Below are 25,848 nucleotides of genomic sequence, written 5' to 3'. Positions count from 1 at the left end.
GAGGTTGGCCGTGGGTGCGGCGCTGGTCCTCGCCCCGACTCGAGTTCTCCGCCTCGTCGGCGCGGCTGATGCTTCCGACCTCGTCGTTCGTGCGATCGCGCGCGCCCTGGGTGCCCGCTATCTGGCCCAAGGTACGGCGGGTGCCCCTTCCGGTCGTACCGCAGCCGCCGTTGAGTCCATCCACGCCGCGAGCATGCTGCCGATCGGCGCGTGGAGTTCGCGACACCGTCGCGCTGCACTGACGAGCGCCGGGGTCGCGACCCTGATCGCCGCAGCCGACCTGGTGGAGGGGCACCGATGAGTGCCCTGCACGCCGTGGCCGATGCACTCGCCACGTCAGGCACCATGGCCTGGCAGATCGGGTGGTCCCTCATCCTCGGATTCACGCTCTCGGCGGTGGTTCAAGCCCTGGTGCGCCGCGAGACGATCAGCCGGCTCCTCGGCGACGACCGACCAGCGACCCTCGTCAGGGCGACGGGGCTGGGGGCGGCGTCCTCCTCGTGCTCCTACGCCGCCGTCGCGCTTGCCCGATCGCTGTTCAGGAAGGGCGCGAGCTTCACCGCGGCCATGGTCTTCGAGATCGCCAGCACCAATCTCGTCCTCGAGCTGGGCATCATCCTGGCGCTGCTGCTGGGCTGGCCGTTCGCCCTCGCCGAGTTCGTGGGCGGACCGGTGATCATCGTGCTCGTCGCCCTGGCCTTCCGTGTCGTCGTGCGTCGCAAGCTCGTCGACGCAGCCCGAGAGCAGGCGGAGAAGGGCATCGCGGGATCGATGGAGGGCCACGCGAGCATGGACATGTCGATCGACGTCGACGGCGGCCTGTTCCGGCGTCTCTTCAGCAGGCCCGGCTACACGTCCGTGAGCCACATCTTCGTGATGGAGTGGGCGGCCGTGCTCCGCGACATCGCGGTCGGCCTCCTCGTCGCGGGCGCGGTCGCCTCGTGGGTGCCAGACTCCTTCTGGGAGTCCCTCTTCCTCACCGACCAGCCCACCCTCTCCAAGCTGTGGGGTCCACTGATCGGGCCCGTGATCTCGGTGCTCAGCTTCGTGTGCTCGGTCGGCAACGTTCCGCTTGCGGCGGTCCTGTGGAACGGCGGACTCAGCTTCGGTGGCGTCGTGGCCTTCCTCTACGCGGACCTCATCATCGTCCCGATCCTGCTGATCTACCGGAAGTACTACGGGACCCGCATGATGCTGGCGCTCCTCGGCATCTTCTACATCTCGACGGTCATCGCCGGGTACGTCGTCGAGCTCCTCTTCGGCGCCCTCGGACTCGTTCCCGACCAGGGCGGCGCGCGAGTGGGCGAGGCGGGGATCTCGTGGAACTACACCACGTGGCTCAACCTGGCCTTCGGCGTCCTCGCGATCGCCCTCGTGGTCCGGTTCTTCGCCACCGGCGGTCGAGAGATGCTCGCCATGATGAACGGCACGCCCAACGACGAGAAGTCCTGATCACCCGGCCGGCGTACAACCCATCGGCACGGGTAACGGGCCACCAGACCCCGACGCCGATTGACCAAGGAGGACATCGATGGACATCACCGATCACATTCTCTTCCAGCACCACGAACAACGGCGGATGTTCGCCATCCTCGATGACCTGCGCGGTGAGGACCCCGAGCTCGTCGGCGCCGTGTGGAAGAGGCTCGCCAACCTGCTCGAGGTCCACGCCGCCGCCGAGGAGATGTACTTCTACCCACGTCTGCTCCACATCGGCACCGGAGCGGCGGACGCCGACAGCGTCGCCGAGGAGACCGAGGATGCCGTCAAGGACCACAACGAGATCAGGGACGCCGTGGCCGCGGCGGCGCGACACGACGTCGGCACCGCCCCATGGTGGGATGCGGTGATCGACGCCCGGGTCGCGAACGACGACCACATGGCCGAGGAGGAACGCCAGGACCTGGCCGACTTCCGCGCGCACGCCGACCTGCAGACCCGTCATGAGATCGCCGTGCAGTTCTTGACGTTCAAGGCCCAGCACTACCAAGGCGTCCAGTACCCGGATCAGGATCCGCAGGAGTACGTCGACCGCAACTCCTAGCGCCGTAGCCGGCCACCGCGCGCATGCGGACGCCCGAGGCCGGACCTCAACACGCGCGAGCGCCGAAGCCACAGGCATGGAACTCGGCCCGGAAGGACACCGCGAGCTCATGACCGACACCCAGATCAGCGCACTCGTCCTCGTCTGCACCCTCAAGCCCTCGCCGGCTGACTCCAGCTCCGACCTCCTCGGTCGCCAGGTGCTGGCGGATCTCGCCGATCACGGGGTCAGTGGCGAGCTGGTCAGGGTCGTCGATCACGACGTGAAGTTCGGAGTCACCCTCGACGAGGGCGACGGCGACGAGTGGCCCACCATCCGCGAGAAGATGCTCGCCGCCGACATCCTCGTCATTGCCACTCCCATCTGGATGGGTCAACCGGCGTCGGTCTGCAAGATGGCCCTGGAGCGACTCGACGCTGAGATCGGCGAGACCGATGACGACGGCCTGATGCCCACGGCCGGCAAGGTCGCCATCGTGGCCGTGGTCGGCAACGAGGACGGGGCGCACCACACCGTCGCAGAGGTCCAGCAGGCGCTCAACGACACCGGGTTCAGCTTCGCCGCCAACGCAAGCACCTACTGGGTCGGCGAGGCGATGCAGGGCACCGACTACAACGAGAAGCAGCCGACACCGGAGACGACCGCGGAGACGACGAAGACGGCCGCCCGCAACGCCGCCCACCTGGCACGACTCCTCAGGGAGAGTCGCTACACCGCCTGAGCCTCCGGCCTCCCGCCCGACGGTCGCAGGTCGCGACCTCAGCGACCCACGATCCGACGGCAACGGCCGCCAGCACCCGCGAGGTGAGGAGCGCGCGGCCGTGGCCCGGGTGCCCATCAGGATCTCGTGCCGAGCTGATTGCCGCCCGGACTCGCCCCCAACAGCTCGGTGACCAGCAGGACCAAGACTCCGCCACTCCTGCTGATGGCGACCCCCGACACCACGATCGAGCTCCCTCGTGACCCCCGGGCTCGTCGCGGCGAGCACGATCAGCGGCACCGACTCGAGGACTGGGATGATCCACCGGTTGGTCACCACCACCGAGCTGCGCAGCGCTCTCATCGCCGACCTCAGGACGAGCGCCGATGCCGACCGGGGGCTTGCCACCGAGCTGGTCTCAGAGCCGCGCGCTTCCCGAGGTCGAGGAGTCGCGCTCGGTGTGCTCCGCGAGCACAGCACTCCCGTCGACCGCGCCACCGCGATCGCGGATTCCGAAGTCCTCTGACCCATCCACGCGGCCGCGGCTGTCGCGTTGAGCCGTGTCGCTCGCCGATCGCTGGTCACGTCCCCTGCTTGCGCCGCCGGCGGGCGGGTACTCGCGGCACATGGCAATCAACGCGCGGACGCTCCCCTCGACGCCACCGAGCGACGTATGGGCGGTCATCGAGAATGGCTGGCTGTATCCCCTATGGGTCGTCGGCGCGTCGCGGATGCGCGAGGTCGACGAGTCGTGGCCAGCGGTCGGCGCCAAGCTCCATCACTCGGTCGGCAGCTGGCCCCTGCTCCTGGACGATGAGACCGAAGTCATCGATGTCACCCCCGGCTTGTCCCTCACGCTGCGCGCTCGGGCGCGACCCACAGGGGTGGCTGAGGTGACCATCCGACTGGAGCCCGTCGACGCCGGGACGAGGGTGGTGATCGAGGAGGACGCGGTCGCCGGTCCGGCGCACTTGGTGCCCAAGGTGGCGCGCGACATTCCGCTGCGGTGGCGCAACATCGAGACGCTTCGACGGCTGGCTTACGTCGCCGAGCGAGGTGCGGACGCTGTGCGGCGGTGACCGCCGACCTGGTCTACCTCGTCGCCGGCGGTTGCCTGCTGCTCGCCGTCGTGCTCCCCGAGCTGCTGTCGCGGTGGGCGGTCTCGGCACCGATGGTGCTCGTCGGGGTGGGGATGTTGGTGGGGCCGAGCCCACTCCCCGATGACCTCCCGATCGACCCTCAGACCAACCGCGCGGCCATCGAGCACGTGACCGAGCTCGTCGTGCTGGTGGCCCTCATGGGCGTCGGACTCGCACTCGACCGTCCGTTGTCCCCCACGCGGCCGGCCAGCTGGCGGCGCTGGGGACCGACGTGGGGACTTCTCCTCGTCTGCATGCCGATCACGATCGCTGCCGTCGCACTGCTCGGCTGGCTGGCGGGCCTGGCACCCGCAGCAGCAGTTCTCCTCGGCGCCTGCCTCGCACCGACGGACCCCGTGCTCGCCTCGGACGTCCAGGTCGCCGGGCCGCAGACCGGGGACCTCGAGGTCGACGAGTCCGACGAGCTACGGTTCGCGCTCACCTCGGAAGCCGGGCTCAACGACGGGCTTGCCTTCCCGTTCGTCCACCTCGCGATCCTGCTCGCGGTCGAGGGCGCCGCGTCGCAGTGGGCCCTCACCTGGGTGAGCTACTACCTCGTCGGGATGGTGGCGATCGGCGTCGTCACCGGCATCGTCGTCGGTCGCGCCCTCGCGCTCCTGGCCTTCCGCTCGCCGACTCGCTCGCTCCGGGTCGCGGAGCGAGGCGACTCACTGCTCGCGCTCGCGGCGCTGATCTCGTCGTACGGAGTTGCCGAGGTGCTCGGCGGATACGGCTTCCTGGCGGTCTTTGCGTGTGCGATGACCTTCCGGTCGGCGGAGCGATCCCACGACTACCACGCCGCGATGCATCAGGTCACCGAGCGTCTCGAGCGACTGCTGACACTGTTCGTCCTCCTCGTGCTCGGCATCGCCCTGACCCGAGGCCTGCTCGACGCGCTCGACTGGCGAGGAGTGGCGATCGGCCTCGCGCTGATCCTGCTGATCCGCCCCGTGGCCGTGATGGTGGGGCTGGTGTCTTTCGGGTCGACCCACGGCGACGGCAACGGGCTGAGCCGGCCCCAGCAGTGGGCCACCGCCTTCTTCGGCGTCCGCGGTGTCGGCTCGCTGTACTACCTGGCGCACGCCGCCGGCGAGGCGCCGACCCTGGGACAGGACTGGCTCTGGTCGACGGTCTCCTTCACCATCGTCGCCTCGGTCTTGGTGCACGGAGTCCTCTCGACCCCGATCATGGCGCGACTCGATCCGGACCGCGCCCACTCAGGCGCGCACGAGGGGTGCTGACAGAGAAACCGACGCCTTCGTCGCCTGCGCCCACGAGCACGGCCGACCGCCGGCCCAGCGGAGCCACGACTGGCTCTGGGGAGGGGTCCGTCGCTGCGTGAGGGTGGACCCGTCCCCAGAGCCTCGCGCTCCTTCCTACGAGCTCAGCGCAGCCGGCTGGTCCGACGCCGCGTCGTCGGCTCCGGCGCCGATCTCGATCTTGCGCGGCTTGGCTCGCTCGGCGACCGGCACGACGAGGCGCAGCACGCCGTCCGCGTACCCGGCCTCGATCCGATCGAGGTCGAGGTTGTCGCCCAGCACGAGCTGCCGGCTGAACACTCCCCTCGGCCGCTCGGAGGCGAGGGCCTCCCAGTCGCCGTTGCGCGGAACGCGCTCGGCACGAACGGTGAGCACGTTGCGCTCGACATCGAGGTCGATGCTCTCCTTGGCGACGCCCGGCAGGTCGAACTCGATGACGAAGCGATCACCTTCGCGCCAGGCGTCCATCGGCATCACCGCTGGGCGGTTGGTGGTACCGAGCAGCTGCTGGGTGAGGCGGTCGAAGTCCCGGAAGGGGTCGGTGGTTCGAAGCAACATGACATGTCCTCCTGGTTCGGGCCGACGACCCGATCAAAGGGTCGTACCTGAAACGTGCGTTATAGGTTTTTTCTAACGCACGAGTGAGGCAAAATCAACCCCATGTCAGAGAGAAGTCGGGGCGTGTTCGCCATCTCGGTCGCCGCCGAGATGGTGTCGATGGAGATCCAGAACCTCAGGGTCTACGAGCGCCGCGGTCTCCTCGAGCCCGACCGCACCGCCGGTGGGAATCGGCTCTACAGCGCCGACGACATCGATCGGCTGCACCGCATCCGCGACCTCCTCGCCGACGGTTTGAACCTCGTGGGGATCGCACGGGTGCTGGTGCTCGAGGACAGGGTCAGGGACCTCGAGCGCCAGCTCTCGACCCGCGGCCCGCGGCGAACCGCGCTCGACCACGAGTGAGCACGTCCGGGCCACCCGCTCGGTGCACCCGCAGGGGTGAGGTTCAGCCTGAGCAGACTCCGCGGACTCACCAGATTGAGGTATCCCCGCCGACACGATCTACCCGACGTGACCTATCGCCGCGACGATCGTTGCGAGTCCAGAAGGGTAGGTGCTCTTCGCCGGCTCGACTGCGGGCCGGATTCAGTCAGTGACACGCGGCCTCGGGATCCCCAGGCCGCTCTCGGGGTGGCACAGAGTCGTTGGGGGAACGATGAGCGGCTCACATCAGGTCAAGGTCGTGATCGTCGATCGCCACGCACTCTTCGCCGAGTGCTTCGGGGCGGTGCTCGAGCTTCGGCACTACCGCTTCGAGGCCCTGCCGGTCCTGACCGGCCCCGGGCACGCCGAGCGGATGGTGCAGCGCATCCTCGCGGCCCGCCCGGACGTGGTCGTCATCAACGCCGACCTCGGTCCGCGCTGCCACGCGCCGACGATCGTCGAGGCGCTGGCCCGCGCAGGTGTGCCGGTCGTCGCGGTCACCGAAAGTCCCGACGAGGCACTCTGGGGAGAATGCCTGGCGCACGGCGCCCGCACCGCGGTGCCCAAGACCGACCCGCTCACGGCGCTGGTCTCTGCCGTGAGGCGCGCCGTCAACGGCGAACCCCTGCTGCCCCACGCCGAACGAGCCCGGCTGATCAGCCGCTATCGCCGGCAGGAGGCCGCCACCCGTCAGGGGCGGGAGCGTCTCGGCACCCTCACCCCCACCGAGGGCGAGGTCCTCCGACACCTGATGGCCGGGCACACGGTCCGTGAGATCGCCACCCGCAGGTTCGTCTCCGAGGCCACCGTCCGCGCCCAGGTCAAGTCCATCCTCGCGAAGCTCGACCTCAGCTCCCAGATCGCAGCGGTCGCGGTCGCGCACGTCGGCAACTGGGAGCCTGAAGCGCTGCCCCTGGCGGGGTGAGGAGCCGCGTCTGCCGGCGTGGCCGGGCGCACCCGTGCACGCACCGAGCATCAGGACTCGAGGAACCGGTCGGGCGTGATCGGGATCGACCGGACCCGCATGCCCGTGGCGTGGTAGGTGGCGTTCGCGACCGCAGCGGCCGTGCCGACGATGCCGATCTCACCGATCCCACGCGAGCCCATCGGAGTGAAGACCTCGTCGGACTCCTCGAGCCACTCCGCATCGATATCGAGGACGTCAGCGTGCGAGGCGACGTGGTAGCTCGCGAGGTCCTGGGTGACCATGTGGCCGAAGCGCGCGTCACGGTAGCTCTCCTCGAAGAGCCCTGCCGAGAGGCCCATGACCAAGCCGCCGATGAACTGCGAGCGCGCGGTGGTCGGGTTGATCACCCGGCCCACCGAGTAGACGCCGAGCAGTCGCGGCACCCGGATCTCACCGGTCCAACGGTGCACTCGGGCCTCAGCGAACACCGAGCCGAAGGAGTGGAAGGCGAGCTCATCCGCCTGTGGGTCGTCGGCGGCCGACGCGGTGGTCTCCACCCCGGGGTCGGGGTGCTCACCGTGGTCGGCGCGGAAGCGCTGGGCGGCAGCGACGACTGCGCTGCCCCACGAGCTGGTGCCGGAGGAGCCCCCGGCGACCGAGGCGGGCGGTAGGCGGGTGTCGGCGATGGCGAGGTCGATCGCGCCCGGCTCGACACCGAGAGCATCCGCGGCGATCTGGGTGAGGACGGTCCGGGCGCCGGTGCCGATGTCGACGCTGCCGATCGCGACGGCATACCGGCCGGCCCCGAGCGAGCGGACCCTGGCCGCGTTGCCCGGCATCCTCATCGCCGGGTACGTCGCCGAGGCGACGCCGGTGCCGACCCACCAGTCGCCATCCTGTGTGGCTCGTGCGTGAGCCGGCCTCGACGACCAGCCGAAACGCTCCGCCCCGCGCCGGAAGCAGTCGAGCAGACGGCGGTTGTTGAACGGCTTCTTGGTCTCCGGGTCGAGCTCCGGCTCGTTTCGGATGCGCAGCTCGATCGGGTCGAGACCGCACTCGACGGCCAGCTCGTCCATCGCCACCTCGTGCGCGAACATGCCCGGCATCTCGCCCGGTGCCCGCATCCAGGAGGGAACCGCGACGTCGAGCAGCGCCAGCCGATGGCTGGTCCGACGGTGGGGCGCGGCGTACATCATCCGCGTGGGCGACGCCGTCTGCTCCGCGTACTCCTTGAGCGCGGAGCTCTGCTCCTGCACGCGGTGCTCGATCGCGGCGAGGCGGCCGTCCGCGCCAGCGCCCAGGCGGACATGGGAGATCGTGGCGGTGCGGTAGCCAGTGAGCGCGAACATCTGCTGCCGCGTCACCGCCAGCTTCACCGGACGTCCGCGAACGGTGCGAGCCGCCAGCGCTGTCGCCATCACGTGTGCGTGCGCCTCGCCCTTGCTGCCGAAGCCACCGCCGACGTACGGCGCGCGCACCCGCACCTGGTCGACCTCGAGACCCAGCATCGGCGCAAGCGTCTGCGCGACACCGTGCACTCCCTGACTCGAGTCGAACATCGAGAGGATCTCCCGACCGTCCTCCTCGTCCCACCACGCGACCGTGGCGTGGGGCTCGAGGGGGTTGTTGTGCTCGTACGCCGTGCGGTAGGTCTGCTCGACGACGATGTCGGCCGCGGCGATCGCGGCGTCCACGTCGCCCTCCTCGGTGTCGGTCTCCATGTCGGGGTTGACCGAGTCGGGCCGGTAGCTGGCATTGTCCTCGCGGAGCTCCGCCTCGTGGGGCTCGACGTCGTAGGAGACGTTGACCAGCGCGGCGCCCTCGCGAGCGGCCTCGGACGTCTCCGCGAGCACCAGCGCGACGATCTGACCGCGGAAGTGCACCGTCGGTTCCTGGAGGATCGCGAGCTCTCCGTCGTCAGACTCTGCCAGGCGTGGCGCACTGGCGTGGTCGAGGACCGCGATCACGCCGGGATGGTCGCGGGCGGACTCGGTGTCCACGTCGACGACGACCCCCTTGGCGACGGTGGACTGCACCAGCCAGAGGTGCAGCGGGTCGACGACGCCGTCGGCCTCGCCGTGCTCGACGGCGTACGGCGCACGGCCGGTGACCTTCGCGACGCCGTCCACCCGGTCGAGGTGCGTGCCGATGCTGCGGACCCGCACGGGCGTGGTCTGTTGCTCGACGCTCATCGGGACTCCTCACGGGACTGCGCTGCCAGCTGCAGCAGGGTGTGGGCGGTCGTGCGTCGCAGCATCGGTGGCTTGTAGGCGTTCTGCTCCGAGGTCTCCGCGTGCCGCAGCTCGTCGCCGACGGCCTCTCGGATCGCCTGCTCCGTCAACGCGTGCCCGATCAGTGCCGCCTCGGCGCGGCGGGCGCGCCACGGCACGTGCGCGACGCCGCCCCAGGCGATCCGGACGTCGGTGACGATTCCCTCGGTCAGGTGCAGCGCGGCTGCAACCGAGACCAGGGCGAAGGCGTAGGACGCCCGGTCGCGCACCTTGCGGTAGGTCGACAGCTTCGTCGCCCCGGCGAGAGGGATCTCGACCGCGGTGACCAGGTCTTCAGGTGCGAGCCTCGTGTCGCGAGACGGATCGTCCGCCGGGAGCCGGTGGAGCTCCTCGAGCGGGACCCGCCGCTCGCCATCGGCGCCGAGCACCACCACCGTAGTGTCGAGAGCGACGAGAGCCACCGCGAGGTCGGAGGGGTGGGTGGCGACGCAGTCCGGGCTCGCACCCAAGATCGCGTTGTACCGGCCGTAGCCCTCGATCGCGGAGCACCCGCTCCCTGGCTCACGCTTGTTGCACGGCGTGGTGGGGTCCTGGAAGTAGACGCAGCGTGTGCGTTGGAGCAGGTTGCCGCCGGTGGTGGCCTGGTTGCGGATCTGGCCGGACGCCCCGGCGAGGAGCGCGCGGGCGACCAGAGGAAGCTCCGATCGTACGAGCGGGTGGGCGGCCAGGTCGCTGTTGCGGACGTTGGCACCGACCCGCAGCCCGGCACCGCTGCCGTCGTCGTACGTCTCGACCTCGTCGAGCGGCAGGCGGCTCACATCCACCAGCAGCTCGGGTGCGGCGATGCCGAGCTTGAGGTGGTCGACCAGGTTGGTGCCACCGCCGAGGTAGCGCGCCCCCGGGTGCTCCGCGACGGCGCGGACCGCATCGGCCGGCGTGGCGGGTCGGAGGTACTCCAGCGTCCTCATGCGCCAGCCGCCTGCCGGACCGCAGCCAGGATGCCGGGATAGGCCCCGCAGCGGCAGAGGTTGCCGCTCATCCGCTCGCGGATCTCGTCGTCGGTGAGGTCCGGATCGCCCTCGAGGTCGGCGGTCACGTGACTCGGATGTCCGTTCTTCACCTCGTCGAGGACGCCGACGGCCGAGCAGACCTGCCCCGGGGTGCAGTAGCCACACTGATATCCGTCGTGGTCGAGGAATGCCTGCTGCACCGGGTGCAGCCGGTCGGCGCTCGGGCCGCCCCCTGCCAGGCCGTCGGCGGTCGTGATCTCGGCGCCGTCGTGCGCGACCGCGAGTGCCAGGCACGTCAGGTGGCGTCGTCCGTTCAGGAGCACCGTGCAGGAGCCGCACTGACCGTGGTCGCACCCCTTCTTCGGCGCCGTGACCTCCAGGCGCTCGCGCAAGGCGTCGAGCAACGTGGTTCGCGTATCGACCTCGACCGTACGCTCGGCGCCGTCCACGGTCAGCCGGATGGTCTCGTCCATGGTCAACTCGCTCGGCTCGGTCGACCGGAGGGGCCGTCAGGGATGGTGGTCATGGCGGGGCGGTACCCACAGGCCCGCGATATCCACTCCCCCAGCAGCGCAGATCGTGGCGGTCGCGGGCTGCTCAGGCGCCACGGGCCGGCAACGTCGTCGCGCGACTCCTCCTTGGTGCGGCCGCGAGAGCGTCCCGAGGACCGGCTCGAGCAGCGCGCGTCAGGCATCGCGGCAGAGCCCTCACCGGAAGAGCGGCGATCTCGAGCCGTGCTCGAACGCCCGCGGCAGCAAGGAGCCGGACCCCACCGGGGGCCGTGCACCTCCGGCCCGATCTCACGGCTCCCTGCGAGCCGAGGCCCGGAGGCCAGAACAGGCCCGGCGATCCGTTGATCACCGGGCCTGTTCTCGCAGGTCAGAGGCCATTGCTGGCCACCTGCGTTCGGTCGGGCTGACAGTGTGCTGGCTCAGGACATAGGAAACTCGATGCTGTCCGGTGTCGAAGGCAAGGCTGGTCATCACCGCGGTCGAGATCGAGGGCATCACCCAGGCCGAGGCCGCCCGCCGGTACGGGGTGAGCAAGGGCTGGGTCAGCAAGCTCATCGCCCGCTACCGCACCGAGGGCGACACCGCGTTCGAGCCCAGATCGAAGGCACCCAAGACAAGCCCGACCGCGACACCGGCTCCGACCGTCGACCTGGTGGTCCGGCTCCGCAAGGAGCTGACCGACGCTGGCCTGGACGCCGGCGCAGACACCCTCGACTGGCACCTACGCCACCGACACGACATCGAGCTGTCACGGGCCACGATCAACCGGATCCTGGTCCGCGCCGGCACCGTGACACCCGAGCCGGCCAAGCGACCCAGATCCTCCTACATCCGGTTCCAGGCCGAGCAACCAAACGAGACCTGGCAGTCCGACTTCACTCACTACCGCTTGACCACCGGCCAGGACGCGGAGCTGATCACCTGGCTCGACGACCACTCCCGCTACGCCCTGCACATCTCCGCGCACCCCCGGATCACCGCCCCGATCGTGCTCGCCACGTTCCGAACTGCCGCTGACCTGCACGGATACCCGGCATCGACGCTCACCGACAACGGCATGGTCTACACCGTCCGGTTCGCCGGCGGTCGCGGTGGCCGCACCCAGCTCGAGCACGAGCTACGCCGCCTCGGGATCACCCAGAAGAACTCCCGCCCCAACCACCCGACCACCTGCGGGAAGGTCGAGAGGTTCCAGCAGACCATGAAGAAGTGGCTGCGCGCCCAGGCCAACCAGCCCACGACGCTCACCGAGCTGCAGGCGCTCCTCGACCTCTTCATCGTCGAGTACAACCAGCACCGGCCCCACCGATCGCTGCCGCACCGGGCGACCCCGGCCACCGCCTACACCACCCGCCCGAAGGCCGCGCCCGGTGCCGACCGGACCCGTGACACCCACGACCGGGTCCGCCACGACACCGTCGACAGATCCGGATGCGTGACCCTGCGACACAACGGCCGACTCCACCACATCGGCATCGGTCGAACCCACGCCCGAACCCACGCCCGAACCCACGTCATCCTGCTCATCCAGGACCTCGAGATCCGCGTCGTCAACGCCGCTACCGGCGAGCTCCTCCGCGAGCTGATCCTCGACCCCGACCGCGACTACCAACCCACCGGAGCACCCCAAGGACCCACCCGGAAATGACGAAACCCGGTGAACCTGTCGGTTCACCGGGTTTCCGATGTCCTGAGACATCACACGGTCGGGCTGACAGGATTTGAACCTGCGACCCCTTGACCCCCAGTCAAGTGCGCTACCAAGCTGCGCCACAGCCCGAACGGCCGCCGCCTCGTGAGCAGCGAACCGCGTGAACCCTACCGCAGCAGCTGCCCTCGACTGGAATCGGGTCCCGCGCGTCAGCCCATCGACTTCTGGCCGTCGATGGTCTCGCGGATGATGTCGGCGTGGCCGGCGTGCTGGGCGGTCTCGGCCACGATGTGGGCGAAGGTACGCCGGGCCGACCAGCTCGCGCCGGGCTCGAACCACGGGGCCTCCGGGAGCGGGTGCCGCAGCTCGAGATCGACCGTCCCGACCAGCTCGTCGGTGGCGGCCGCGACCGCGTCGTACGCCGCGAGCAGGCTCTCGAGGGTCTCGCCGTCGACCATCCGGAAGCCGTTCTGGTACTCCACGACCCGGGGCGGCGGGTTGGACCAGTCGACGTTCGCCCAGTCGATGTCCGGCTGCTCGGCCGGTCCGTTGACCACGAACTCGGCCCAGTTCCTCTCGACGGCGGTCACGTGCTTGACCAGCCCGCCCAGGCACAGCGCGCTGGCGGTCGGCGTCGCAGCGGCCTGCTCGTCGGAGAGGCCCTGGACCGTGACGCGGAAGAGGCCGCGGTGCTTGCGGAGGGTGTCGAGGATGTCGTCGCGCTCGGTGGTCTGCTGGGTGGTCTGCTGCGTGGTCATGTCTCCACCCTAGGAACGATAGAGGTCAGGTTCTGTCCTCAATCGGAACGAACTTCGGCGGACCCGTTCGAGACCTTCAGCGAGGAGGTGTCGACCGCGACGAACGCCGACGCGGGGATCCGCTTGAGGTCCTCGATCAACCGCGAGGGCCAGTGCTTGTCCTGCTCGCCCTGGAAGAACCACGGCGACCCGTTGTCGGCGAGCACCAGCCCGTAGGTCTTCATCGCCTTCACCACCGTCTTCGCGTACGCCGAGAAGCCGCGCGGGTGGTAGCCCGCCTTGAGCCGGAAGCGCGCGCCCATCGGTGGGTAGCGCAGCGACGCCCGCGACCCGGCGTCGTGGCGGGCCGGCCAGAGGTGGTGCTTGCTGGTGACGTCGGTGGTGAAGCGGATCGCGTGGTCGACCGTCCCCGTCCTGACCTCCTGCCAGCGCAGCAGCCCCGGCAGGATCGGCAGCCCGGCTGCGTCGGCCGAGGTCCAGCCGTCCGGGCGCAGGTGGTTCGAGCCGAGCGACCACACGGCCCCGGACCCGGCGCGCCAGTGGCCGCCGCGCACGCGGGTGTTCCAGGTCTCGTAGAGCTTGCAGGAGCCGCGGTCGACCACGATGGCGTGCTTGTCGCCCGACGATCCGCGACCGCCCGACGATCCGCGACCGCCCTCGATCCGGGTGTCGCCGCCGAGCGGGTAGCGCACCTTGTCGCTCTCCGAGGCGTAGTCGAAGCGCACCCGCACGCGCGGGTGTGACGCCTTCACGACGGTGACCGGGATGCCGTAGTTCGGCCCGTCGCCGTACGACGGACCGAAGTCGGGGTGCAGGTCGACGCCGGTCGACATGTGGGAGAGCCACTGCCGCGAGCGCGCGGCCACGGGCAGCTCGCTGACGTCGGCGTGCCACCAGTTGTCGGCCGGGAAGACCCGGCAGCCGCCGACCGGGATCGCGGCCGCGGCCACCGGACCCACCGTCGAGGTGACGGCGAGGGCCAGGGCCGCGAGCGCCGCCCGGATCACCGCTTGCGCTTCTCCCGCGGCCGCTGCTGCAGCACGATCGGAGTGCCGGCGAAGCCGAACTCCTCGCGCAGCCTGCGCTCGATGAAGCGCTCGTACGACGCGTCCAGCTTGCCGCTGGTGAAGAGGATGAACGTCGGCGGCGCCGTGGACGGCTGGGTGCCGAAGAGGATCTTCGGCTGCTTGCCGCCGCGCACCGGGTGCGGGTGCTCGGCGACCAGCCGGCCGAGGAAGCCGTTGAGCGCGCCGGTGGTGATCCGGGTCTCCCAGCCCTCGATCGCCTTGTCGAGCGCCGGGACGAGCCGGTCCACGTGCCAACCGGTGCGCGCGGTGATGTTGATCCTCGGCGCCCACTGGACCTGGACGAGCTCGCGCTCGATCTCGCGCTCGAGGTAGTAGCGGCGCTCCTCGTCGACGAGGTCCCACTTGTTGAAGGCGATGACGAGGGCGCGGCCGGCCTCGCGGACGGTCTGGAGGATCCGGACGTCCTGCTCGGAGATCGTCTCGTCGGCGTTGAGTACGAGCACGGCGACCTCGGCGCGGTCGATCGCGGTCGACGTACGCAGCGAGGCGTAGTACTCGTGACCCGACGCCTCCTTGACCCGCTTGCGGAGGCCGGCGGTGTCGATGAAGCGCCAGGTGCGGCCGCCGAGCTCGATCAGCTCGTCGACCGGGTCGACCGTGGTGCCGGCGACGTTGTCGACGACGACGCGGTCCTCGCCCGCGAGCTTGTTGAGCAGGGAGGACTTGCCGACGTTGGGCTTGCCGACGATCGCGATCCTGCGGGGTCCCCCGACCTCTTCGCCGATGGTCTCGGGTGGGGTGTCCGGCAGCGCGGCGAGGACGGCGTCGAGCATGTCGCCCGAGCCGCGGCCGTGCAGCGCGGAGACCGGGAAGGGCTCGCCGAGACCGAGGTTCCACAGCGCGTAGGCCTCGGCCTCGGTGCGGTGGTCGTCGACCTTGTTGGCGGCGAGCACGACCGGCTTGCCGGAGGAGCGGAGGATCTTCACGACCGCCTCGTCGTGGTCGGTGATCCCCACGGTCGCGTCGACCACGAAGAGCACGGCGTCCGCGAGGGTCACGGCGATCTCGGCCTGGGCGGCGATGGAGGCGGCCATCCCGCGGGCGTCGGGGTCCCAGCCGCCGGTGTCGACGACGGTGAAGGCGCGGCCGTTCCAGTTGGCGTCGTAGGAGACCCGGTCGCGGGTCACGCCCGGGACGTCCTCGACGACGGCCTCGCGGCGGCCGATGATCCGGTTGACCAGCGTGGACTTGCCGACGTTGGGGCGGCCGACGACCGCCAGCACCGGGACCGGGCCGAGCGACTCGTCACCGAACCCGTCGGTCGGCGCGTCGGCGGGGTCGTGCTCGGTCATGGTGCTCCTTCATCGGTGACCCCGGTGGCGGGGTCTGGATCTACGTCGGTCGGCGGCAGCGGACCAGGGAGCTCTCTCCCGGTCGACGCGCGCGCCCGGTCCAGCTGGACCAGCATGTGCTCACGGAGGAACAACGAGGCCTTCTCGACTTGTTCCCGGGTCCGCGGCCAGGGCACCGGCTCGGCCCGCCACATCTCCCCGAAGACCATGTCGATGGCGGCGCCGCGGCGCGGGAGCGACCCGCTCGTGCCGCCGGGCTCCCGACTCCCGAGCATCGTCACCGGTACGACGGGCGCGCCGCTGACCAGGGCGAGGTAGGCCGCGCCGCGGTGGAAGCGCTCGAGGTCGCCGGGGCCGCGCGAGCCCTCGGGGTAGATCCCGATCGCTCGGCCGTCGCGCAACGCTCGCAGGCACACCTTCACGGCGTACGGGTCGGTGTGGAAGCGGTCGAGCGGGATCTGGCCGGAGTGCCACAGGAAGCGGCCGAGGAAGCCCCTGAACATCTCGATCTTGGTCAGCGCGTGGGCGGGCCGGGGCGCGAAGATCGCCAGCAGCGGCCCGTCGATCACGCCGACGTGGTTGGAGGCGTAGATGATCGGGCCGGAAGCGGGCACGTTGCCCGGGTCGGTCACGCGCACGGCGTACCGACGCCGGATGAGCCAGCGGGCGAGCGGGCGCAGCGGCGAGTAGAGCAGGTAGCGCGGGGCGGCCTTGACCTGGTCGCTCCGCGGTGGGTCGAGGTGCACGGGGCTCATGTGCGTGCCTCGGCGTCCTCCACCAGCGCGACCACCTGGCCGATGACCTCGTCGAGGGTGTAGGCCGTGGTGTCGATGTGGACGGCGCCGTCGGCCATCACGAGCGGCGCGGTGGCGCGGCCGGAGTCGATCTGGTCGCGAGCCAGGAGCGACTCGCGGGTCGCGGCGACGTCGGCGCCGCCCTGCTCGGCGGCGCGGCGGGCGGCCCGGGCGCCGGGGTCGGCGCTGAGGTAGAGCTTGACCGGCGCGTCCGGCGCGACCACGGAGCCGATGTCGCGACCCTCGACGACGATCCCGCCCTCCGCGGTCTCAGCTGCGATGACGGCGCGCTGGAGGTCGAGGAGCCGGGCCCGGACCTCGGGCACCGCGCTGACCGGCGACACGGCGGCGTTGACGGCGTCGCTGCGGATCGCCACGCCCACGTCGGTGCCGTCGACCGTGATCGTCGGAGCGAGCGGGTCGGTGCCGCTCACGATCTGCGGCTCAGCGCAGCGCGCGGCGACCGCGGCGGGGTCGTGGACGTCCACGCCCTGGTCGAGCAGCCACCAGGTCATCGCCCGGAACATCGCCCCGGTGTCGAGGTAGCGCAGCCCCAGCCGGTCGGCCGCACCGCGCGAGGTGCTCGACTTGCCCGACCCGGAGGTGCCGTCGATGGCGACGACGAGGCCGGACAGGTGCGGTCGGGAGGAGCTGCTCACGGGCCCGCAGCCTACCGGTGAGTCGCCCAACCCCGGGATTCCAGCGACTCCCGGAGGTGCTCGTCACGCCCCTCCTCGACCAGGAGCTCGACCAGGCCGACGGCCCGACCGAGGTCGTGGTCGATGCGCACGTCCTCGATGTTGACGCCGGCCTCGCCCGCTGCAGCGAAGAGCCGGGCGAGCACTCCGGGCTCGTCGGGCACCGAGACGAAGACGGTCGCCGTGGGCCGCACCGGGCCGCCGTGCTTGCCCGGGATCGCCCGGGTGCCGGCCACGCCCTGCTCGAGGAGCGACGCCAGCGCGCCACCGTCCGCGGCCGCGATCGCGGCGATGAGGGCGTCCAGCTCGCCGCGGACCTCGCCGAGCAGGCCGAGCACCGCGTCGGCGTTGGCCGCGACGATCTGCCCGTAGAGCTCGGGGCTGCCGGCGGCGACCCGGGTGACGTCGCGGACACCCTGGCCGGAGAGCCGCAGGTGGTCGGCCGGCGCGTCGGCCAGGCGGCCGGCGGCCAGGGAGGCCAGCAGGTGCGGGACGTGGGAGGTGCGGGCCACCGCCCGGTCGTGGTCCTCCGGGGTCAGCCGCACCGCCACGGCGGCGCAGATGGCGACGAGCTGCTCGACCAGCGCCACGGCGTCCGGGTGCGAGCCGGGGTGCGGGACGACCGCCCACGGGCGGCCCTCGAAGAGGTCGGCCGAGGCGGCCAACGGACCGGACCGCTCGCTGCCGGCCATCGGGTGCCCGCCGACGTAGCGGGACGCGCCGGGGTGGGCCGCGACCGCGGCGTACGGCCCGGCCTTGACGCTGCCGACGTCGGTGACGACGGCGTCGCCGTCGTCGAGCGCGCGGGCGATCGTGACGCCCAGGTGGTCGGGCGGTACGGCGACCACGACGAGCTGCGGCCGGTCCTCGGCCGCGCGGGCCCGCCCGGCGCCCAGGGCGGAGGCGGTGCGCACGTGCTCGGCGGACACGTCGGTGAGCAGCACGTCGAGCCCCGCGCGGCGACAGGCCAGGGCGACCGAGGTGCCGAGCAGGCCGGTGCCGATGACCTCGACGGGACCGGTCAGGCGGTCACTCATCGTCGGGGACCGCGCGCACCCGGGTGAGGTCGCGGCGCAGCGCGGCCGCGCCGTGGAGGTAGACGTGGGTGATGTCGGACTTCGGCAGGTCGGTCTCGACGTGCGCCATCATCCGCACCACCCGCGGCATCGAGCCCTCGATCTCGAGCTCACGGGCGCAGATCAGCGGCACCTCGCCGAAGCCGAGCTGGCGGGCGGCGTACGCCGGGAACTCCGAGTGCAGGTCCGAGGTCGCGGTGAAGATCACCGAGATGAAGTCGTCGACGTCGAGGCCGTTGGCCGACATCACGTCGGTCACCATCTCCGCGACCCGGTCGAGCATGTGCTCGCGGACGTCCTCGTCGAGCTGCGTCGCTCCTCGTACTGCCCTCACTGCCACGCGGTCAGGCTATCGAGCCCCGCGCGGCGGCCGGAGAGCAGTCTCACGAGGGCTGGTAGCTCCCGAAGGACCAGTGGTTGCCCTCCGGGTCCTCGACGCTGCCGCCTCGCCCGCCGTAGTCCTCGTCGCGCATCGGGCGGAGGACCGTCGCGCCCGCGGCGACCGCGCGGTCGAAGACGGCGTCGGGCTCGTCGGTGACGAGGTACGCCGCCGACCGGCCGGTGTTGCTGACGGCGCCGTCCTCGCGCTCGCTGCCGAACATCAGCCCGCCGCCGCCCGGCCAGATCCACTCCGCGTGGACGACCACGGTCGGGTCGGACTCGTCACGGTAGGTCGCGTGCTCGACGAACCCGATCGCGCTCAGCCAGGCGATCATCGGGTCGGCGTCGCGCACGGACATGGTGTGCCAGAGGCGGATCTCTGCTGCGTCGCTCATGTGCTCACCCTGCTGCTCCGTCGTCGCCGACGTCTTGAAGGAACGGGAACTCCTCACGCAGCCACGTGGTCGGCGGGCAACCGGCCAGCGCGACCCACTCGCGCGTGAGGTGGGCCTGGTCGGCGTACCCGCACCGCTGCGCGACCTCGACCAGCGGCATCCGCCCGAGCACCGTCCGGGAGCGGGAGAAGCGTCCGACCCGGCGCAGCTCCTGCGGGGTCAGCCCGCACTCGCGGCGCACCACCGTCGCGAGGTGACGTCGGCTGTAGCCGACCTCGTCCGCCACGTCCTGGACCCGCGCGCCGCGAGTGAGCCGGGCCAGTGCCTGGCCGACGGCTGGTGCCGTCCGGACCTCGGCCAGCCGGAGGAGCAGCGCCTCCTGGACCAGCGACTCCCACCGCTCCGGCGTCGCCTCCGCGAGCGCCTCGGGCAGCAGCCGCAGCGCGGGCGCGACGTCGTCGAGCTCGACCAGCTCCCCGGCCAGGGTGGCCGCTGGTACGCCGAACAGCGCCCGCGCCCCCGCCGTCGTGAGCCCGAGCTGGACGCCGGCCTGGTGCCCGTCGTGGTGGATCTCCGCTGGCCCGGCGTGCAGCCCCGACACCGTCGACCAGCGCCGAGCCCGGCTCGCGGGCGCGCCGCGCCACCCCACGTCCAGCGGCTCCCCCACGGGCAGCACGAACGTCAGCTCCGGCGACGGCAGCCCGCGGTGCACCCCCGGCGCGCCGAGGTCGACGTCGTACGCCGTCAGCGACGCGACGTACGGCGCCAGCGCGGGGTGGATCGTGGCCACCCGCTCACGGTAGCGGTGGTTTCGAGGCTCGTCCCTGACGCTCCTCGCACCTCAACCACCGACGTCGGTGGTTGAGGTGCGAAGGCGTCGCACGCCTGAGCCTCGAAACTCCCGAAGCCCAGCAGGTCAGAGCTGCGCCGCCTCCAGCAGCTCGCCGAGCTCCTCGCGGGTGAGGTCGCGCAGCTGGCCGACGGGGAGCCGGCCGAGGACGACCGGGCCGATGGCGGTGCGCGTCAGCCGCTTGACCGGGTGACCGACGTGGTCGAGCAGGCGCCGCACGATCCGGTTGCGCCCCTCGTGGATGGTGAGCTCGACGATCGACTTGGTCGCGGACGCCTCGACCACGCGGGCCTTCTTCACCGTCACCGGGCCGTCCTCGAGCGTCACGCCCTCGAGCAGCCGCTTGACGACGTTGCGGTAGACCTCGCCCTCGACCTCGGCGACGTACGTCTTGTCCACCTCGTACGACGGGTGCGCCATCCGCTGGGCGAAGTCGCCGTCGTTGGTGAGCAGCAGCAGCCCGGACGTGTCGGTGTCGAGGCGGCCGACGTGGAAGAGCCGCTCGGGGCGGTCGGCCACGACGTCGGACAGGGTCTTGCGCCCCTCGGGGTCCGACATCGTCGACACGACCCCGCGGGGCTTGTTGAGGACCAGGTAGACCTTCTCCGAGATCGGCGGCAGCCGCTTGCCGTCGACCTTGATCACCGCGGTGCGCGGGTCGACCTTGGTGCCGAGCCGGGTGACGACCTCGCCGTCGACCTCGACCAGCCCGTCGAGCATCAGCTCCTCGCACTTGCGGCGCGAGGCGACCCCGGACTGGGCGAGCAGCTTCTGCAGCCGGATCAGTCCGTCGTCGTCGGTCTCGATGTCAGCACCGCTCACGTGGGCTCGGTCCCGCCGTCGGGCTCGGTGCCGTCACCGGAGTGCGGCGAGTGGGGAACGTGCGGCGGTTCGTCCTCGGGCGCGGACTCGGTCGTGGACTCGGTCGCGACCGGCGCGGGCGCCACCATCTCGGCCAGCTCGTCCTCGAGGTCCTCCATGTCGGGGAGGTACGGCGCGAGCTCGGGCAGCTCGTCGAGGGAGGTGACGCCGATCCGCTCGAGGAAGTAGCCGGTCGTCGCGTAGAGGTTGGCACCGGTCTCGTGGTCCTGGCCGACCTCCTCGACCAGGCCGCGGGTCAGCAGCGTGCGCATCACGCCGTCGACGTTGACCCCGCGGATCGCGGAGACGCGGGCGCGCGAGACCGGCTGCTTGTAGGCGACCACCGCGAGCGTCTCCAGCGCGGCCTGCGTCAGCCGGGCCTGCTGCCCGTCGAGCACGTAGCCCTCGACGACCGCGGCGTACTCGTCGCGGGTGTAGTAGCGCCACCCGCCGCCGACGTTGCGCAGCTCGAAGCCGCGCCCCTGCTCGGTGTACTCGGCCGCCAGCCCGTCCAGGGCCAGCGTCACCTCGTCGACCGGGTAGCCCACGGCGGTCGCGAGCGTCACGGTCTCCAGCGGCTGGTCGGCCACCATGAGCAGCGCCTCGAGCGACGGCCGCAGCTCCGCGACGGGTACGGCGAGGGTCTCCTGGTCCTCAGTCGTCGTCTCGGTCATCGTCCACTCCCTCTGCTGGCTCTGCTGGCTCTGCTGGCTCTGCTGGCTCTGCTGGCTCTGCTGGCTCTGCTGGCTCTGCTGGCTCTGCTTGCTCGGCCTCCGGCTCTGCCGCGGCCTCCGGCTCGGGCGGCGCGCCGTCGAACTCGTCGGTGATCAGGTCGTCCACGTCGGCGTCGTCGTCGCCGGTCCACCGCACGGTCAGCTCGCCGAGCGGCGTCACCTGCTCGAAGCCGACCGCGCCCTCGCGGAAGAGCTCGAGCAGCGACAGGAAGCGCGCGACCGTCGTCAGCTTGTCCGGCGAGTCGCCGCACAGGGCCCGGAAGGTCATCGTGCCGCTGCGCCGCAGCCGGTCGACGACGATCGCGGCCTGCTCCCGGACGCTCACCTTGGCGGCATGGATGTGGTGGAGGGTCAGCTCCAGCACCGGCTTCGGCTCGAGCGCCTTGGCCGCCAGCTGCGCGAACTGGTCGAGGCCGATGCCGATCAGCACCTCCGGCAGCAGTCCGGCGAAGCGCTCCTCCAGGCCGACCGCGCGCGGGTGGCGCCGCGACTCGGCCGCGAGCCGCTGCTCGAGCACGCCCGCCACCTGCTTGAACGCCTTGTACTGCAGCAGCCGCGCGAAGAGCAGGTCGCGGGCCTCGAGCAGCGCGAGGTCCTCCTCGTCCTCGACGTCGCCCTGCGGGAGCAGCCGCGCCGCCTTCAGGTCGAGCAGGGTCGAGGCGACGAGCAGGAACGACGTCGTCTGCTCGAGGTCCCACACCGCGCCCATCGCCTTGACGTGCGCGATGAACTCGACGGTCACCTTCGACAGCGACACCTCGGTGATGTCGAGCTTGTGCTTGGCGATCAGGTTGAGCAGCAGGTCGAAGGGACCCTCGAAGTTGTCCAGCCGCACCTCGAAGCCGGGCGTGGTCTCCCCCGCCGTCTGGTCGACGGCGCCGGCATCCAGGTCCGCGGTCATTCCTCGGTCAACCGTCGGACCAGGGCGCTGGCGTCGCCGTTCGCCTCGAAGTCGGCCAGCACCAGGGCGATCGCCTCGCGCACCAGTCGCCCGCGGTCCACGGCGAGGCCGTGGCTGCGACGCAGCAGCAGTCGGGCGTGCTCGAGGTCGAGCAGCTCGTCGGAGGTGACGTAGACCGTCATCTTCTCGTCGTGCCGGACCCGGCCGCTGGGCTTCTTCGGGCCCGTCGCCGCGTCGGCGGTCGGCTCAGCTGTCTGCTCCGACGCGCCGGCGGCGCCCTCGTCGGGGGGCGCGGTCGGGCGGAAGAGGTCGTCGGCTGCCGGAAGACTCACCCGTCGGGCCACCGGGCGAGCACCTCCTTGGCGAGCTGGCGGTAGGAGTCGGCGCCGGTCGAGCTCGAGGCGTACGTCGTGATCGGCTCACCCGCGACCGTCGAGTCGGAGAACTTCACGGTGCGCCGGATGACGGTGTGGAAGACCGTGTCTCCCCAGGCCTGCACGAGCCGCTCCATGACCTCGCGGCTGTGCAGCGTGCGGCCGTCGTACATGGTGCCGAGCACGCCGTCGATCGACAGCTTGGGGTTGAGCCGCTCCCGCACCTTGTCGATGGTCGTCTTGAGCAGCGCCACGCCGCGCAGCGCGAAGTACTCGCACTCCAGCGGCACGATCACGCCGTCGGAGGCGGTGAGCGCGTTGACGGTCAGCAGGCCGAGGGACGGCTGGCAGTCGATGAGGATCACGTCGTACTGCTCGATCGCCGGAGCGAGCACCCGCTGCAGCGTCTGCTCGCGGGCGACCTCGTGGACCAGCTGCACCTCGGCGGCCGAGAGGTCGATGTTGGAGGGCAGCAGGTCCATGCCTGGCACGCCGGTGGGGACGACGACCTCGTCGAGCCGCGTCTCGCGGTCCATGAGGAGGTTGTAGATCGTCAGCTCCATCTCGTGCGGGTTGAGACCGAGGCCGACCGAGAGCGAGCCCTGGGGGTCGAAGTCGACGAGCAGGACCTTGCGGCCGTACTCCGCCAGCGACGCGCCTAGGTTGATCGTCGTGGTGGTCTTGCCGACGCCGCCCTTCTGGTTGCACATCGAGATGACCCGCGCGTGGCCGTGCTGGGTCAGCTGGCGCGGCTCGGGGAGGTCGGGCATCGGGCGGCCGGTCGGGCCGAGCTTCTGCTCGGACCCTCCGGGGCGCTCGAAGGGGAGGGCGTCGGCCACAGGCGGGTCTCCGAGATCAGGGGAAGGTGGGGAAGCGGGGGACGGAGCAGGGGAAGGGTGGGGCGCGGTGACGAGCGACGGCATCGCACCGGCGGCGCTCCCCGTGGACGGTACTCCGCTCATCCGACGCTCCCCTCACCCACATGTCGACACAACGACTTGTGGCCGACTTCCGGGCGACTCTAGGACCGCCCCCCGACAGCGACAAGCCGAGGGCGGAAACCCCCAAGCGGACAGGGAAATCTGTTGATGGACTGTGCACGGCGCCGACGCTGGATGCACAGGTGACCCGGCCCCTGTGCACAGTCCTGTGGAGGGACGGTCAGTCCGCCACGAGGTCGACGTAGTCCGGGTGCCGGCCGATCCAGCCCTTGATGAAGGGGCACAGCGGCATCACCTTCCGGGACCCGTCGGCCCGCACGTCGTCGAGGGCGTAGCGGGCGATCGCCGACCCGACGCCCATCCCCTCGAACCGCTCGTCGACCTCGGTGTGGGTGAAGACGATCATCGCGTCGGTGAGCTGGTACTCCGCGAAGCCGGCGAGCTCGCCGTCGATGTGCGCCTCGTAGCGGTGCTCGGCGGGATTGTGTGAAGTGACCACGTCAGGCATGACGCAACCCTAGACTCGAGGTGTGCGACCACGGGGGGCCGTGACGGTCTTGCTGGCGGGGTTGCTCACGGGGGGATTGATCGTGTCCGGGGCGACCCCTGCTCTCGCGCGCCCGCAGACCGCCGCCGTCCGCGCCGCGAGCGTCGCCGTCCGGCTGGCGCCGCCCCTGGTGATGACCGGCGAGCCCGCCTCCCTGGTGGCCACCACCGCGCCGGCCGCCGCTGGCCGCACGGTCACCGTCCAGCGCCTGCTCGACGGCACCTGGACGACCGTCGCCACCGCCACCACTGCTGCCGACGGGCAGGTGACCGCCGCCCTCGACACCAGCATCGCCGGGTCGCAGACGCTGCGGGCCGTGACGGGCGCCGTGACGTCCGGCACCACGATGCTGACCGTCTCCGACGGCACCACGTGCCTGCCGAGGACCGCGCCGGTCGACCCCGAGGCGACCCCCGCGACCGTCTGCCTGGCCGCGCGCCTGGACCGGTGGCGGAAGGCCGGACTGATGGGCGTCGGGCAGCAGCTGAACATGTCCAACGACCAGTTCTCCTCCCCGCTCACCGCGCTCGGCGATCGGCGGGTGTCGGTGGTCGGCTTCGACCTGATGGAGCTGGACAAGTCAAAGCACTACGACTTCCCGTTCTTCGACCAGGGCTTCGCCTCCCTCGTCTCGCTGGCGCAGTCCGGGGCCGTGCTGACCGCGTCCTGGCACGCACCCAACCCGCACACGGGCGCCACGGACAGCTACGGCGACCGGAGCTGGCACTCCCTGGGAGCGCTGCTCCGGGACACCCCGGAGGCGGCGACGTTCTGGGCGGCGTACGACGAGCAGCTGGCCGTGCTGGCCGACTTCCAGGCGGCCGGGGTGCCGGTGATCTTCCGACCGCTCCACGAGGCCAACGGCGACTGGTTCTGGTGGGGCAGGCCCAAGGCCGCGACGTACAAGAAGCTCTGGGCCGCGATGCAGCAGCGTGCCTGGGCGTCCGGGGTCCACAACCTGCTGTGGTCCTACGGCTTCGCCGCTGACACCCGCAAGGGCATCAGCGACCCGACCACCCTGATGCCCGGCGCGGTCGACGTCGCCGGGATCGACAGCTACTACCCCGCCACCGGCGCCCACCGCGGCGGCAGCAGCGCGCCCCCGATGAGTGGCTACGCCGCCGTGGCCAAGCTGGCGCCCCGGATGGCCTTCACCGAGGTCGGCCCTGCTGCCGACAGCGACGGCAGCTGGTCCCCCGCGGTCATCTCGACCGTGGCGAAGGCGCAGAAGCGCAGACCCGCGTGGTCGATGCTCTGGGTCGACGACGGCTCCGGTCTCAAGCAGATCGCCTCGCTCTCCGGCGGCCTGAGCTGGCTCGACACCTGCACCAACGGCTTCTGTCGACTTTCCTAGACATATTGTCGAGGTTCTCGGGGAACAACCTGGACATGACGTTGAAGCCGCTTCGCCGCCAGACCCCGCTGACCCTGGTCGCGCCGCCGGCGCGTCCGACCGCGGAGTCGTTCTACGACGACACCATCGCCGAGGCCTGGCGACTGGCGCTCGCCCTCCACGACGGCGACGTCGACGCCGCCTCGGACGCGACCGTCCGCGCGTACGTCGCGGTCTGGCGCGCGGGCTCGGTCGACCGCACCTCGCTCCTGGGCGAGCTGGTCGGCACCTCCCGGTCACCCCGCGCAGGCAGGCCGACGACGCTGGTGCCGCTCCCCCGGCTCCCGCGGTCGGTTCCTCCCCCGGTGCCTGCCTGACCCGTCGGGAC

31 protein-coding genes and 1 tRNA gene are annotated in these 25,848 nt (G+C 71.2%); 12 read left to right on the top strand and 20 right to left on the bottom strand.

Annotated elements, in window-relative coordinates:
- Nucleotides 1–10 precede the first annotated feature (10 nt).
- The 7 genes from K8U61_RS21575 to K8U61_RS21545 all read left to right on the top strand — a co-directional run bounded on the left by K8U61_RS21575 (nt 11) and on the right by K8U61_RS21545 (nt 5,124).
- The gene (locus K8U61_RS21575; RefSeq protein ID WP_224125132.1) at nt 11–301 is read left to right on the top strand and encodes a hypothetical protein; all 291 of its coding nucleotides are present in this window, start codon (nt 11–13) and stop codon (nt 299–301) included.
- The gene (locus tag K8U61_RS21570) at nt 298–1,452 is read left to right on the top strand and encodes a permease (protein WP_224125131.1); all 1,155 of its coding nucleotides are present in this window, start codon (nt 298–300) and stop codon (nt 1,450–1,452) included. The genes K8U61_RS21575 and K8U61_RS21570 overlap by 4 nt, the downstream gene beginning before the upstream one ends.
- Before the next feature lie 79 nt (nt 1,453–1,531).
- Complete coding sequence (locus tag K8U61_RS21565) at nt 1,532–2,044, top strand: hemerythrin domain-containing protein (RefSeq protein ID WP_224125130.1); 513 nt, start codon at nt 1,532–1,534, stop codon at nt 2,042–2,044.
- A gap of 109 nt (nt 2,045–2,153) precedes the next feature.
- A complete protein-coding gene (locus K8U61_RS21560; RefSeq protein ID WP_224125129.1) occupies nt 2,154–2,765 on the top strand; it encodes a flavodoxin family protein in 612 nt (203 codons plus the stop codon).
- Between the two features lie 238 nt (nt 2,766–3,003).
- Nucleotides 3,004–3,270, top strand: a complete 267-nt coding sequence (locus K8U61_RS21555; protein WP_224125128.1) for a hypothetical protein — start codon at nt 3,004–3,006, stop codon at nt 3,268–3,270.
- A 100-nt stretch (nt 3,271–3,370) separates the two neighbouring features.
- Complete coding sequence (locus tag K8U61_RS21550; protein ID WP_224125127.1) at nt 3,371–3,823, top strand: SRPBCC family protein; 453 nt, start codon at nt 3,371–3,373, stop codon at nt 3,821–3,823.
- Nucleotides 3,820–5,124, top strand: coding sequence for a cation:proton antiporter (locus K8U61_RS21545; protein ID WP_224125126.1), 1,305 nt, complete (start codon nt 3,820–3,822; stop codon nt 5,122–5,124). Before K8U61_RS21550 ends, K8U61_RS21545 begins: the two co-directional genes overlap by 4 nt.
- Nucleotides 5,125–5,259: 135 nt before the next feature.
- Here the strand turns inward: K8U61_RS21545 and K8U61_RS21540 are convergent, their stop codons facing one another.
- Complete coding sequence (locus tag K8U61_RS21540) at nt 5,260–5,700, bottom strand: Hsp20/alpha crystallin family protein (RefSeq protein WP_224125125.1); 441 nt, start codon at nt 5,698–5,700, stop codon at nt 5,260–5,262.
- A 123-nt stretch (nt 5,701–5,823) separates the two neighbouring features.
- Between K8U61_RS21540 and K8U61_RS21535 the strand changes: the two genes are divergently transcribed.
- Together K8U61_RS21535 and K8U61_RS21530 are read left to right on the top strand one after the other, a co-directional pair.
- On the top strand, nt 5,824–6,105 hold the full coding sequence (locus tag K8U61_RS21535; protein ID WP_224125124.1) for a MerR family transcriptional regulator: 282 nt from the start codon (nt 5,824–5,826) through the stop codon (nt 6,103–6,105).
- 253 nt (nt 6,106–6,358) lie between these two features.
- On the top strand, nt 6,359–7,051 hold the full coding sequence (locus tag K8U61_RS21530) for a LuxR family transcriptional regulator (RefSeq protein WP_224125123.1): 693 nt from the start codon (nt 6,359–6,361) through the stop codon (nt 7,049–7,051).
- 50 nt (nt 7,052–7,101) lie between these two features.
- Here K8U61_RS21530 and K8U61_RS21525 read toward each other — a convergent pair whose 3' ends face one another.
- The 3 genes from K8U61_RS21525 to K8U61_RS21515 are packed head-to-tail and all read right to left on the bottom strand — an operon-like array spanning nt 7,102 to nt 10,747.
- On the bottom strand, nt 7,102–9,225 hold the full coding sequence (locus tag K8U61_RS21525) for a xanthine dehydrogenase family protein molybdopterin-binding subunit (protein ID WP_224125122.1): 2,124 nt from the start codon (nt 9,223–9,225) through the stop codon (nt 7,102–7,104).
- A complete protein-coding gene (locus K8U61_RS21520; RefSeq protein ID WP_224125121.1) occupies nt 9,222–10,232 on the bottom strand; it encodes an FAD binding domain-containing protein in 1,011 nt (336 codons plus the stop codon). The genes K8U61_RS21525 and K8U61_RS21520 overlap by 4 nt, the downstream gene beginning before the upstream one ends.
- A complete protein-coding gene (locus K8U61_RS21515) occupies nt 10,229–10,747 on the bottom strand; it encodes a 2Fe-2S iron-sulfur cluster-binding protein (protein ID WP_224125120.1) in 519 nt (172 codons plus the stop codon). The genes K8U61_RS21520 and K8U61_RS21515 overlap by 4 nt, the downstream gene beginning before the upstream one ends.
- Before the next feature lie 487 nt (nt 10,748–11,234).
- On the opposite strand from K8U61_RS21515, the gene K8U61_RS21510 reads away from it, so the two are divergent.
- Nucleotides 11,235–12,434: an IS481 family transposase gene (locus K8U61_RS21510; protein ID WP_224125119.1), complete on the top strand. Its 1,200-nt coding sequence runs from the start codon at nt 11,235–11,237 to the stop codon at nt 12,432–12,434.
- A gap of 58 nt (nt 12,435–12,492) precedes the next feature.
- On the opposite strand, the gene K8U61_RS21505 is transcribed toward K8U61_RS21510, so the two are convergent.
- From K8U61_RS21505 to K8U61_RS21430, 16 genes are all read right to left on the bottom strand, one after another.
- Nucleotides 12,493–12,566, bottom strand: a tRNA-Pro gene (locus K8U61_RS21505).
- An 80-nt stretch (nt 12,567–12,646) separates the two neighbouring features.
- Entirely contained in the window at nt 12,647–13,195 is a 549-nt protein-coding gene (locus K8U61_RS21500; RefSeq protein WP_224125118.1) for a DinB family protein, read from the bottom strand.
- A 38-nt stretch (nt 13,196–13,233) separates the two neighbouring features.
- Nucleotides 13,234–14,202 (bottom strand): hypothetical protein, encoded by a 969-nt coding sequence (locus K8U61_RS21495; protein ID WP_224125117.1) that lies wholly within the window; start codon nt 14,200–14,202, stop codon nt 13,234–13,236.
- Nucleotides 14,199–15,575 carry a ribosome biogenesis GTPase Der gene (der, locus tag K8U61_RS21490; protein WP_224125116.1) on the bottom strand — a complete coding sequence of 459 codons (1,377 nt, stop codon included), beginning with the start codon at nt 15,573–15,575 and terminating at the stop codon, nt 14,199–14,201. The genes K8U61_RS21495 and der overlap by 4 nt, the downstream gene beginning before the upstream one ends.
- The gene (locus tag K8U61_RS21485) at nt 15,572–16,330 is read right to left on the bottom strand and encodes a lysophospholipid acyltransferase family protein (RefSeq protein ID WP_224125115.1); all 759 of its coding nucleotides are present in this window, start codon (nt 16,328–16,330) and stop codon (nt 15,572–15,574) included. Before K8U61_RS21485 ends, der begins: the two co-directional genes overlap by 4 nt.
- A complete protein-coding gene (gene cmk / locus K8U61_RS21480; protein ID WP_224125114.1) occupies nt 16,327–17,028 on the bottom strand; it encodes a (d)CMP kinase in 702 nt (233 codons plus the stop codon). Before cmk ends, K8U61_RS21485 begins: the two co-directional genes overlap by 4 nt.
- Nucleotides 17,029–17,039: 11 nt before the next feature.
- Nucleotides 17,040–18,104 carry a prephenate dehydrogenase gene (locus K8U61_RS21475; RefSeq protein WP_224125113.1) on the bottom strand — a complete coding sequence of 355 codons (1,065 nt, stop codon included), beginning with the start codon at nt 18,102–18,104 and terminating at the stop codon, nt 17,040–17,042.
- Nucleotides 18,097–18,483: a chorismate mutase gene (gene aroH / locus K8U61_RS21470; protein WP_224125112.1), complete on the bottom strand. Its 387-nt coding sequence runs from the start codon at nt 18,481–18,483 to the stop codon at nt 18,097–18,099. The genes K8U61_RS21475 and aroH overlap by 8 nt, the downstream gene beginning before the upstream one ends.
- Nucleotides 18,484–18,526: 43 nt before the next feature.
- On the bottom strand, nt 18,527–18,919 hold the full coding sequence (locus K8U61_RS21465; protein ID WP_224125111.1) for a VOC family protein: 393 nt from the start codon (nt 18,917–18,919) through the stop codon (nt 18,527–18,529).
- A 4-nt stretch (nt 18,920–18,923) separates the two neighbouring features.
- The gene (locus tag K8U61_RS21460; protein ID WP_224125110.1) at nt 18,924–19,709 is read right to left on the bottom strand and encodes a helix-turn-helix domain-containing protein; all 786 of its coding nucleotides are present in this window, start codon (nt 19,707–19,709) and stop codon (nt 18,924–18,926) included.
- A 126-nt stretch (nt 19,710–19,835) separates the two neighbouring features.
- Entirely contained in the window at nt 19,836–20,591 is a 756-nt protein-coding gene (locus tag K8U61_RS21455) for a pseudouridine synthase (RefSeq protein WP_224125109.1), read from the bottom strand.
- On the bottom strand, nt 20,588–21,304 hold the full coding sequence (scpB, locus tag K8U61_RS21450; RefSeq protein ID WP_224125108.1) for an SMC-Scp complex subunit ScpB: 717 nt from the start codon (nt 21,302–21,304) through the stop codon (nt 20,588–20,590). The genes K8U61_RS21455 and scpB overlap by 4 nt, the downstream gene beginning before the upstream one ends.
- Nucleotides 21,285–22,265, bottom strand: coding sequence for a segregation and condensation protein A (locus K8U61_RS21445; protein WP_224125107.1), 981 nt, complete (start codon nt 22,263–22,265; stop codon nt 21,285–21,287). Before K8U61_RS21445 ends, scpB begins: the two co-directional genes overlap by 20 nt.
- Nucleotides 22,262–22,609, bottom strand: a complete 348-nt coding sequence (locus tag K8U61_RS21440; protein WP_224125106.1) for a hypothetical protein — start codon at nt 22,607–22,609, stop codon at nt 22,262–22,264. The genes K8U61_RS21445 and K8U61_RS21440 overlap by 4 nt, the downstream gene beginning before the upstream one ends.
- Nucleotides 22,594–23,478 (bottom strand): ParA family protein, encoded by an 885-nt coding sequence (locus K8U61_RS21435; protein ID WP_443680436.1) that lies wholly within the window; start codon nt 23,476–23,478, stop codon nt 22,594–22,596. Before K8U61_RS21435 ends, K8U61_RS21440 begins: the two co-directional genes overlap by 16 nt.
- Before the next feature lie 322 nt (nt 23,479–23,800).
- Entirely contained in the window at nt 23,801–24,088 is a 288-nt protein-coding gene (locus K8U61_RS21430; protein ID WP_224125105.1) for a GNAT family N-acetyltransferase, read from the bottom strand.
- Nucleotides 24,089–24,170: 82 nt separating this feature from the next.
- Between K8U61_RS21430 and K8U61_RS21425 the strand changes: the two genes are divergently transcribed.
- Together K8U61_RS21425 and K8U61_RS21420 are read left to right on the top strand one after the other, a co-directional pair.
- The gene (locus K8U61_RS21425) at nt 24,171–25,481 is read left to right on the top strand and encodes a glycosyl hydrolase (protein ID WP_224125104.1); all 1,311 of its coding nucleotides are present in this window, start codon (nt 24,171–24,173) and stop codon (nt 25,479–25,481) included.
- Nucleotides 25,482–25,516: 35 nt separating this feature from the next.
- Nucleotides 25,517–25,837: a hypothetical protein gene (locus K8U61_RS21420; protein WP_224125103.1), complete on the top strand. Its 321-nt coding sequence runs from the start codon at nt 25,517–25,519 to the stop codon at nt 25,835–25,837.
- Nucleotides 25,838–25,848 lie beyond the last annotated feature (11 nt).

It is taken from the genome of Nocardioides mangrovi (assembly GCF_020073815.1).
GTDB classification, from domain to species: Bacteria; Actinomycetota; Actinomycetes; order Propionibacteriales; family Nocardioidaceae; genus Nocardioides; species Nocardioides mangrovi.
This window is presented reverse-complemented; position numbering and strand designations above follow the sequence as displayed.

Bases quoted from the DNA above. Each gene is read 5' to 3' on its own strand.
- K8U61_RS21475 (WP_224125113.1), bottom strand. From the start codon at position 18,104: ATGAGTGACCGCCTGACCGGTCCCGTCGAGGTCATCGGCACCGGCCTG.
- K8U61_RS21565 (WP_224125130.1), top strand. From the start codon at position 1,532: ATGGACATCACCGATCACATTCTCTTCCAGCACCACGAACAACGGCGG.
- K8U61_RS21445 (WP_224125107.1), bottom strand. From the start codon at position 22,265: ATGACCGCGGACCTGGATGCCGGCGCCGTCGACCAGACGGCGGGGGAG.
- K8U61_RS21520 (WP_224125121.1), bottom strand. From the start codon at position 10,232: ATGAGGACGCTGGAGTACCTCCGACCCGCCACGCCGGCCGATGCGGTC.
- K8U61_RS21500 (WP_224125118.1), bottom strand. From the start codon at position 13,195: ATGACCACGCAGCAGACCACCCAGCAGACCACCGAGCGCGACGACATC.
- K8U61_RS21430 (WP_224125105.1), bottom strand. From the start codon at position 24,088: ATGCCTGACGTGGTCACTTCACACAATCCCGCCGAGCACCGCTACGAG.
- K8U61_RS21540 (WP_224125125.1), bottom strand. From the start codon at position 5,700: ATGTTGCTTCGAACCACCGACCCCTTCCGGGACTTCGACCGCCTCACC.
- K8U61_RS21525 (WP_224125122.1), bottom strand. From the start codon at position 9,225: ATGAGCGTCGAGCAACAGACCACGCCCGTGCGGGTCCGCAGCATCGGC.
- K8U61_RS21530 (WP_224125123.1), top strand. From the start codon at position 6,359: ATGAGCGGCTCACATCAGGTCAAGGTCGTGATCGTCGATCGCCACGCA.
- der (WP_224125116.1), bottom strand. From the start codon at position 15,575: ATGACCGAGCACGACCCCGCCGACGCGCCGACCGACGGGTTCGGTGAC.
- K8U61_RS21465 (WP_224125111.1), bottom strand. From the start codon at position 18,919: ATGAGCGACGCAGCAGAGATCCGCCTCTGGCACACCATGTCCGTGCGC.
- K8U61_RS21550 (WP_224125127.1), top strand. From the start codon at position 3,371: ATGGCAATCAACGCGCGGACGCTCCCCTCGACGCCACCGAGCGACGTA.
- K8U61_RS21420 (WP_224125103.1), top strand. From the start codon at position 25,517: ATGACGTTGAAGCCGCTTCGCCGCCAGACCCCGCTGACCCTGGTCGCG.
- K8U61_RS21570 (WP_224125131.1), top strand. From the start codon at position 298: ATGAGTGCCCTGCACGCCGTGGCCGATGCACTCGCCACGTCAGGCACC.
- scpB (WP_224125108.1), bottom strand. From the start codon at position 21,304: ATGACCGAGACGACGACTGAGGACCAGGAGACCCTCGCCGTACCCGTC.
- K8U61_RS21515 (WP_224125120.1), bottom strand. From the start codon at position 10,747: ATGGACGAGACCATCCGGCTGACCGTGGACGGCGCCGAGCGTACGGTC.
- K8U61_RS21560 (WP_224125129.1), top strand. From the start codon at position 2,154: ATGACCGACACCCAGATCAGCGCACTCGTCCTCGTCTGCACCCTCAAG.
- K8U61_RS21485 (WP_224125115.1), bottom strand. From the start codon at position 16,330: ATGAGCCCCGTGCACCTCGACCCACCGCGGAGCGACCAGGTCAAGGCC.